Annotated in this window: 7 protein-coding genes and 1 pseudogene; 4 read left to right on the forward strand and 4 right to left on the reverse strand. The window is 74.9% G+C overall.

All coding sequences use genetic code 11. From position 1 onward, the window contains the following. Positions 1 to 216: pseudogene (locus tag ACWEVO_RS23570) on the forward strand (ATP-dependent Clp protease ATP-binding subunit ClpC); the annotation flags it as partial. Positions 217 to 672: 456 nt separating this feature from the next. Here the strand turns inward: ACWEVO_RS23570 and ACWEVO_RS23575 are convergent. Beyond that, complete coding sequence (locus ACWEVO_RS23575) at positions 673 to 1,578, reverse strand: A/G-specific adenine glycosylase (RefSeq protein ID WP_452309688.1); 906 nt, start codon at positions 1,576 to 1,578, stop codon at positions 673 to 675. A 96-nt stretch (positions 1,579 to 1,674) separates the two neighbouring features. Between ACWEVO_RS23575 and ACWEVO_RS23580 the strand changes: the two genes are divergently transcribed. From ACWEVO_RS23580 to ACWEVO_RS23590, 3 genes are all read left to right on the forward strand, one after another. Next, the gene (locus ACWEVO_RS23580) at positions 1,675 to 2,187 is read left to right on the forward strand and encodes a glycine cleavage system protein R (RefSeq protein WP_452309689.1); all 513 of its coding nucleotides are present in this window, start codon (positions 1,675 to 1,677) and stop codon (positions 2,185 to 2,187) included. Further along, positions 2,184 to 2,744, forward strand: a complete 561-nt coding sequence (locus ACWEVO_RS23585; RefSeq protein WP_452309690.1) for a peptide deformylase — start codon at positions 2,184 to 2,186, stop codon at positions 2,742 to 2,744. Before ACWEVO_RS23580 ends, ACWEVO_RS23585 begins: the two co-directional genes overlap by 4 nt. A gap of 128 nt (positions 2,745 to 2,872) precedes the next feature. Then, the gene (locus ACWEVO_RS23590) at positions 2,873 to 3,625 is read left to right on the forward strand and encodes a hypothetical protein (RefSeq protein ID WP_452309691.1); all 753 of its coding nucleotides are present in this window, start codon (positions 2,873 to 2,875) and stop codon (positions 3,623 to 3,625) included. Between the two features lie 15 nt (positions 3,626 to 3,640). Here the strand turns inward: ACWEVO_RS23590 and disA are convergent, their stop codons facing one another. The 3 genes from disA to ACWEVO_RS23605 all read right to left on the reverse strand — a co-directional run bounded on the left by disA (position 3,641) and on the right by ACWEVO_RS23605 (position 7,308). Continuing rightward, entirely contained in the window at positions 3,641 to 4,825 is a 1,185-nt protein-coding gene (disA, locus tag ACWEVO_RS23595) for a DNA integrity scanning diadenylate cyclase DisA (protein WP_452309692.1), read from the reverse strand. Between the two features lie 142 nt (positions 4,826 to 4,967). Further along, the gene (radA, locus tag ACWEVO_RS23600) at positions 4,968 to 6,422 is read right to left on the reverse strand and encodes a DNA repair protein RadA (protein ID WP_452309693.1); all 1,455 of its coding nucleotides are present in this window, start codon (positions 6,420 to 6,422) and stop codon (positions 4,968 to 4,970) included. A 106-nt stretch (positions 6,423 to 6,528) separates the two neighbouring features. Continuing rightward, positions 6,529 to 7,308, reverse strand: a complete 780-nt coding sequence (locus ACWEVO_RS23605) for a hypothetical protein (RefSeq protein ID WP_452309694.1) — start codon at positions 7,306 to 7,308, stop codon at positions 6,529 to 6,531. Positions 7,309 to 7,620 lie beyond the last annotated feature (312 nt).

Below are 7,620 nucleotides of genomic sequence, written 5' to 3' on the forward strand. Positions count from 1 at the left end.
ATCCAGCGCGACATCGAGGACAACCTCTCCGAGCGGATCCTCTTCAACGAGCTGACCCCGGGTCAGATCGTGGTGGTGGACTGCGAGGGCGACCCGGAGAACATCGACAAGTCCAAGCTCGTCTTCCGGGGCGCCGACCGGCCGGTGGCCGTGCCGGACGCGGTCCCGGCCGACCTCGGCGGCACCGCCGCCACGGGCGCGGACGACGCGGCGTGAGCCTCGGATAGATCAGACACAGGGCGACGGCCCCGATCGGCGAAAGCCGGTCGGGGCCGTCGCCTTTCCGTCCCCCCACCCCGCCGGCGTGAGCGGTCACGACTTGCGGCAGCCGTGCCTCGCGCCATCCCGGGCGCGCCCAGCTCGCCGACCTCGAGCAGCCCGGGCCAGGCCGGGCCGCGAGCGGCGTGATCAACTCGCGCTACGGCAGGTTGGGGTTTCCCGCGGGCAGGAAGGGCCGGATCGCCGCATGCCGTGAAGGCCACGCCCGACGAACGGGACACGACCAGCGTGATCAGCTCGCGCCGCGGCGAGTTGGGGTGTTCCGCGGCCGGGAAGGCCGGGGCACCGGCAGGGTCGGCGAGCTTGCGGACTCCGGGCGGTGGGGACGGCGGCCGGTCGACGAGCTGGCGGTTCCCGGCGGCCCGAGCGGGCGAGGTGGCCCGGCCGGTCAGGTCAGGGCTGGGGGAGGGGGACCGGGGGTCCGTCGCCGACCAGGCGGAAGGACTCGTCGCCGACCGGTTCGACCAGGCCGTCGGTGACCAGCCCGGCGAGCGCCCGGGCCCGCTGCACGTCGTCGGTCCAGACCTGGTCCAGCCGCTGGTGCGGCACCGGGCCGGTGGACTCCCGGAGCACCGCGAGCAGCAGTCCGCGTACCTGCCGGTCGGTGCCGGCGTAGCGCTGGGGGCGGCGGGTCGGGCCCGCAGGCGCCTCCTGACCGGAGGCCCGCCACGCGCAGATCGACTCGACCGGGCACACCGCGCAGCGCGGCGCGCGGGCCGTGCAGATCATCGCGCCGAGTTCCATGAAGGCGGCGCTGGCCAGGGCCGCGGCGGCGGGCTCCGCCGGCAGCAACTCCTCGGTGGCGACCAGGTCGGCGGGGCGGGTGGCGGGACCGGCGTCCGGCTCCCCGGCGACGGCCCGGCAGACCACCCGGCGGACGTTGGTGTCCACCACCGGGTGCCGCTGCCCGTACGCGAAGGCGGCCACCGCCCGGGCCGTGTAGGTGCCGACGCCCGGCAGCGCCAGCAACTGGTCCAGCCGGTCCGGCACCTCGCCGCCGTGCCGTTCGACGATCGCCACCGCGCAGTCGCGCAGCCGGAGCGCCCGGCGGGGGTAGCCGAGTCGCCCCCACATCCGGATCGCCTCGGCCGGGGTGTCCTCGGCGAGCGCGGCCGGGGTGGGCCAGCGGGCCAGCCACGCCGCCCAGGCGGGCAGCACCCGGACCACCGGCGTCTGCTGGAGCATGACCTCGCTGACCAGGATGGCCCAGGCGCCCACGCCCGGCTCGCGCCACGGCAGGTCGCGGGCGTTCCGCTGGTACCAGCGGCTGACCAGGGTGGCGAACGTCGGCTCAGTCATCGCGCCGCCGATGATGTCACGGTCGGGTTTCCCGGAGGATGGGCGGGCCGGGCGGGGCTCTGCGGACGACCGGCGGCGCCGGGGCAGAATGTCCGGATGAACGAGCTCGCGATCACCGTCATCGGCCGGGACCGGCCGGGCATCGTGGCCGACGTCGCCGAGGCCCTCGCGCGGCTCGGCGCGAACCTCACCGACTCCACGATGACCCGGTTGCGGGGGCACTTCGCGATGACCCTGATCTGCGTCGGCCCGGCCGCCGCGGACGTCGAGGCCGCGCTGGCCCCGCTCGCCGCCGACGGCCAACTGCTGGCGACCGTACGCGCGGTCACGCCGGACGGCGCGACCGAGCCGACCGGCGAGCCGTACGTGCTGGCGGTGCACGGCGCGGACCGGATGGGCATCGTGGCGGCGATGACCCGGGCGCTGGCCGACGCGGGGGGCAATGTGACCGATCTGAGCACCCGGCTGACCGGCTCGCTCTACGTGGTCGTGGCCGAGGTGGAGCTCCCGCCGGGCAGCTCTGACGAGGTCGCCGGGCGGCTCGCCCGTACCGCTGCCGAGCTGGGCGTGGGCGTCAGCCTCCGGCCGGCGGACACGGACCTGCTGTGACGGCCGAAGAGGCGGGCCTGGGCGGCTGGACCCCGGAGGCGCTGGGCCTGCCCGGCGAGGTGCGGCCGGTGGTGTCCGCCCCCGACCCGGTGCTCAGCCGGCCCGGGCCCGAGGTGGATCCGAAGTCCGACGAGGTGGTACGCCTGGCCGCCGACCTGATCGCCACCATGCGCGTCGCGCCCGGCTGCGTTGGCCTGGCGGCCCCGCAGATCGGGGTGAGCGCCCAGGTCTTCGCGGTCGACGTGACCGGCCATCCGAAGGCGGTGACCGTGCACGGCGCCTTCGTGCTCTGCAACGCCACGGTGGTCGAGGCGACCCGGTGGAAGGCCGGGCGGGAGGGCTGCATGTCGGTGCCGGACCTGACCGGCGACGTGAAGCGGGCCAGCCGTCTGGTGGTGGAGGGCCTGCTCCCCGGCACCGGGGAACCGGTCCGGCTGGTCACCGACGGGTTCGAGGCGCGGGCGCTCCAGCACGAGATCGACCACTGCGCGGGGCTGCTCTTCCTCGACCGGGTCGCCAGTGCGCACGCCGTCTACCAGCGCAAGGTCTATCTCTGACCGGCCGTGGTCCGGCGGCCCCGCTCGGTGACAGCGTTGTCCACAGTGGATGGTTCGATGCCCTCCTGGGCGCGTACCGGCGCGTCGCGCCCCCGACCGGCGTGGTGCGCGGCTACGGTGAACGCATCATGCGTCTGACGGTCGGCCCCCTGCCTCCCGCCGTGTACTGGCGGCGACGCGCCGTCGTACTCGGAGCCGGGCTGCTCTTCCTGATTGTCGTGCTCTACTCATGCACCGGCGGAGACCCCAACACCGGGGTGACCGGCACCGGAGCCTCGCCGTCCGCCACGGCGGCCCCGACCGGGTCGGTGCTGACCCCACAGTCCGGCGGGCCGTCCGCGACGCCGGGCGACTCGGGCGGAAACTCCGGCGGTTCGAACGGCGGCTCGAACGGCGGCTCGGACGGTGGCCAGAGCGCTCCGGCGGGCGGCGGCACCGGGACCAACGACAACGGCGGCGCACCGGCCGCGCCGGTCGCCGACGACGGCACCTGCGCCGACTCGGAGATCAAGGTGACCGCGGTGGCGGTGCCGTCCACCGCGCAGCAGGGCACGGTGGTCACCCTCCGCCTCAAGATTCAGAACGTGTCGAACCGTACCTGCAGCCGGGATGTCGGGGCCGACCTCCAGGAGCTCTTCGTGAAGTCCGGGGCGGAGAAGATCTGGTCCTCGGACACCTGCGGCACCGGCAAGGGCTCGGACGTGCAGTCGTTCACGCCGGACTTCGAGCGCTCCTACGAGCTGGGCTGGAACGGCCGGGACACCAGCCGCTGCGCCAACGGCCTGGCCGCCGGCCCGTACGCCCCGACCGGCACGTACCAGGTCTTCGCCCGGGTGGGCACCAAGCTCAGCGAGCCGGTGAAGCTCACCATCACCCGCTGACCGCCGGCGGCCGGCTCAGACGTACCGCTCCAGGATGGACGCCTCGGCGAGCCGGGACAGCCCCTCGCGGACGCCCCGGGCGCGGGCGTCACCCACCCCCTCGACCGCCTGGAGGTCCTCCACGGTGGCGCCGAGCAGCCGTTGGAGGCTGCCGAAGTGCACCACCAGCCGGTCCACCACGGCCGTGGGGAGCCGGGGCACCTTGGCCAGCAGGCGGAAGCCGCGCGGGCTGACCGCCGCGTCGAGGGCGTCCGAGGCGGACGGGTAGCCGATCGCCTTGGCCACGGCGACCAGGTCGATCAGCTCGGTGGCGCTGAGCAGGTCCAGCTCGACCAGCGCCTCGTCGAGGGTGCGCGACTTCCGGCCGACCGGGAGATAGTCCCGGATGACCAGGGTGCGGTCGGCGTCCACGCCGGCCATCAGCTCGTCGAGCTGGAGGGCGAGCAGTCGGCCGTCGGTGCCGAGCTCCACCACGTACCCGGCGATCTCGTCCGCGATCCGGCGGACCATCTCCAGCCGCTGCACGACGGAGACCGCGTCGCGGACGGTCACCAGATCCTCGATCTCCAGCGCGGAGAGGGTGCCGGAGACCTCGTCCAGCCGGAGCTTGTAGCGCTCCAGGGTGGCCAGCGCCTGGTTGGCGCGGGACAGGATCGCCGCCGAGTCGTCCAGCACGTGCCGCTGGCCGTTGACGTAGAGGCTGATGATCCGCATCGACTGGCTCACCGAGATGACCGGGTAGCCGGTCTGCCGGGCCACCCGCTCGGCGGTGCGGTGCCGGGTGCCGGACTCCTCGGTGGGGATCGACGGGTCGGGCATCAGGTGCACACCCGCCTGGACGATCCGGGTGCCGTCGCTGGACAGCACCACGGCGCCGTCCATCTTGCACAGCTCGCGGACCCGGGTGGCGGAGAACTCCACGTCCATGGGGAAGCCGCCGGTGCAGATCGAGTCGACCACCTTGTCGTAGCCGAGGACGATCAACGCACCGGTGCGGCCGCGCAGGATGCGCTCGAGGCCGTCGCGCAGCGCGGTGCCCGGCGCCATCAGCGCGAGGTTGGCCCGGAGCGGGTCGCCGCCGGCCCCGCCGACGCTTCCGGTGACGCTCACGCTGATCGGACGGGCGGGGGAGCCCACGGCGCCGGCACGGGCGTGCGGCGTCGCCGCGGCGGGCTTGGTGGCATCGCGGTCGATCGGCACGGGCACAGTCTACGGACTGCGGTGCGGTGGGTGCTCTCGTGGTTACTGTGATGTGTCACGATGTCCGGCTCCCCCGGTCGTGAACCGGGCGCACCGGCTGTCCGGAATCGCCCGGCCGGTCCCGCCACTCCGTCACCCTGGGTCACTCCGCCGACGCGCGGGCGGCGGCCTGGAGCGCGGCTCGGACGTCGGTGACCTCGATCACCCGCATGTGCTCCGGGGTGACGCCGCTGCTGCCGGGGCCGCAGCCGGGCGGCACCAGGGCCAGCCGGAAGCCGAGGCGGGCCGCCTCGGCCAGCCTCCGGGGGACCGCGCCGACCCGGCGGACCTCACCGGTGAGGCCGACCTCGCCGATCGCCACCAGGTGCGGGTTGAGGGCCAGGTTGAGGCCGCCGGAGGCGACCGCGAGCGCGACCGCCAGGTCGGCGGCCGGCTCGACCACCCGGATGCCGCCCACCGTGGCGGCGAAGACCTCGCGGTCGTGCAGGGTCAGCCGCTCGGTGCGCCGCTGGAGCACCGCCAGCACCATGGCGAGCCGCGCCCCGTCCAGCCCGGAGACCGTCCGCCGCGGCGAACCGGCCACCGTGGCGCCGATCAGCGCCTGCACCTCGGTCACCAGGGCCCGCCGCCCCTCCATGGCCACCGTCACGCAGGTGCCCGGCACCGGTTCGGAGTAGCGGGTCAGGAAGAGCCCGGACGGGTCGGCGAGGCTGCTGATGCCCCCCTCGTGCATCTCGAAGCAGCCCACCTCGTCGGCTGCGCCGAACCGGTTCTTGACCCCGCGCACCATCCGCAGCGAGGAGTGTTTGTCGCCCTCGAAGTGCAGCACCACGTCGACCAGGTGCTCCAGCACCCGGGGGCCGGCCACCTGGCCGTCCTTGGTGACGTGACCGACCAGCACGGTGGCGATGCCGCGCTCCTTGGCGACCGCGACCAGCGCCGCGGTGACCGCCCGGACCTGGGTCACCCCGCCCGGCACGCCCTCGGTGCCGGTGGTCGAGATGGTCTGCACCGAGTCGAGCACCAGCAGCCCCGGCTTGACCGCGTCCAGGTGACCGAGCACGGCCGACAGGTCGCTCTCGGCGGCCAGGTAGAGCTGGTCGTGCAGGGTGCCCATCCGCTCGGCGCGCAGCCGCACCTGGCTGACCGACTCCTCGCCGCTGACCACCAGGGAGGGGCTGCCCGCGCCCGCCGCCCACTGCTGGGCCACGTCGAGCAGCAGGGTCGACTTGCCCACCCCCGGCTCGCCGGCGAGCAGCACCACGGCGCCGGGGACCAGGCCGCCGCCGAGCACCCGGTCGAGCTCGCTGACCCCGGTGGGCCGGGCCCGGGCCGGGGCGGCGCTGATGGTGGCGATCGGGCGGGCCGGCTCGGCCGGCATCCGCGAACTGACCACCCGGCCGGAGACCAGCGGCCCGGTCAGCGTGCACTCGACCACCGAGCCCCACTCGCCGCACTCCGGGCAGCGCCCGACCCACTTGGGCGGCTGGTGACCGCAGGCGTCGCACTCGTACGCCGGGCGCGGCTCGCGGGCGGCGCTCCGGCTCCGGCCCGTGGCGGCGGAGGCGCGGGGGGAGGTGGCTCGGGAGGTGCTCACCCCTGGACGCTAACCGGGCGGTACGACGAAAGCCCAGCCGGAAACGACGACACCGCCGGCGTGGCGCTGGCCACACCGGCGGTGTCCGTGGAACAGGAGGGGTGGATCAGCTGTGGCTGCCGCCCTCGGGACCGCCCTCGATCAGGCCGCCCGGGTGCCCCTCGCCGCCCTGCTCACGGGGCTTCACCACCGGCGAGGGCCGCGCGGCCGGGGTCAGCGGGACGCCGACCGGGGCGCCCGTCTTGATCACCTTGCCGTTGCCGAAGTCGAAGGTCAGGTTGACCTGCTGGCCGGAGGTCAGCTTGTCGTTCAGGCCGACCAGCTGGAGGACCTGGCCGCCGTTGCCGCTCAGCGTGACGTAGCCGTTGGCCGGGATGTCGATCCGGGCCGGCTGGCCGGCCGGGGCCGACTCGCTCGGCGAGGCCGACGGGCTGGCCGAGGGCGACTCGGAGGTGCCGAGCGACTGGCTCGGCGAGGCGCTCGGGTCGCTGGCGGTCGGCGACGCGGTGGCCGGCTCGGTGGGCGAGCCGGTCGGGGCGACCGACGGGCCGCCGCTCTGGGCCGCGCCGGAGAGCACGATCTCCCGGGCGCTGTCGGTGGTGACGGTCACGGTGACCGGGGACTTGCTGTCGTTGTAGAGCACGACGCTGAGCGGGGCGTTGCCGCCGGCCGGGTAGCCCTCGCTGCCCGGGTACTGCACGTACAGGCCGCGCACCTTGTAGAGGTTGTCCGAGGTCTGGACGTTGATGCCCTGCACCGAAGGGATCTTGACAGAGGTCTCGGCCACCTGGCCGGCGCCACACCCGGACAGCAGCAGGCTCGCCGCCGCCGTACCGGCCAGCAGCAGGGCCGCCCCTCGCCGGGAACCCCTGATCGAGCGCGTCACGTCGGTCCTCCTCGTCACGATCCCCACCCGGCCGTACGCCGGGCCCCGGGGTGGCCATACCCGCGCAGACCGCGCTCCAGGGTAGTTGGGGCTGATCGAGGCCCGCACGCCGACCCGGTAATGCCACCTTCCCGGTGACCGGTCACACCACCCGGCCGTTCGCCAGCAGCAGCACCACGTCGATCAGCGCCACCAGCATGACCGCCCGGAAGGCGGCCACCGGACGGCCCCCGGCCCGGCCGGCGGCGCGGCCCGCGTACCCGCCGACGGCCGGCACCAGGACGGCGGCGGCGACCGCCGACAGGCCCGCCC

It is taken from the genome of Micromonospora sp. NPDC003776 (assembly GCF_053605645.1).